The organism is Actinoplanes sp. NBRC 103695 (assembly GCF_030269485.1).
Taxonomy (GTDB): domain Bacteria; phylum Actinomycetota; class Actinomycetes; order Mycobacteriales; family Micromonosporaceae; genus Actinoplanes.
Genome location: NZ_BSTL01000137.1, coordinates 1 through 397, shown reverse-complemented (window position 1 = coordinate 397; position 397 = coordinate 1). Strand labels below are relative to the sequence as shown.

Below are 397 nucleotides of genomic sequence, written 5' to 3'. Positions count from 1 at the left end.
GGTCGCGTCCGCTGGCGTGGTGTAAGAGGCGGCCAGCGCTGATCCGTGTGGGTTGATGTTAGGCGGCTATCTCGGCGGGTTCGAGGTCGGGTTGGGTGTCTTGGCTGGTGGTGATGGGTGTGAGGCGGGCTTTGCGGAGGATGTCGAGGCCCATGTAGCGGCGTCCTTCGACCCATTCGTCGGTCTGTTCGGCGAGCACGGCGCCGACGAGGCGGATGATCGCGGCCCGGTTGGGGAAGATCCCGACGACGTCGGTGCGGCGGCGGATTTCTTTGTTCAGGCGTTCCTGGGGGTTGTTCGAGCGGATCTGTTTCCAGATTTCGTGGGGGAACGCGGTGAAGGCGAGCAGGTCGTCGCGGGCGTCGTCGAGGTGTTCGGCGGCGTCGGGGAACCGTTC

General features: G+C 65.7%; 1 protein-coding gene. It reads right to left on the bottom strand.

All coding sequences use genetic code 11. The features are described from left to right. Positions 1-58 precede the first annotated feature (58 nt). On the bottom strand, positions 59-397 hold a 339-nt coding region (locus QSK31_RS48600; RefSeq protein WP_285692012.1), incomplete at its 5' end, for a transposase.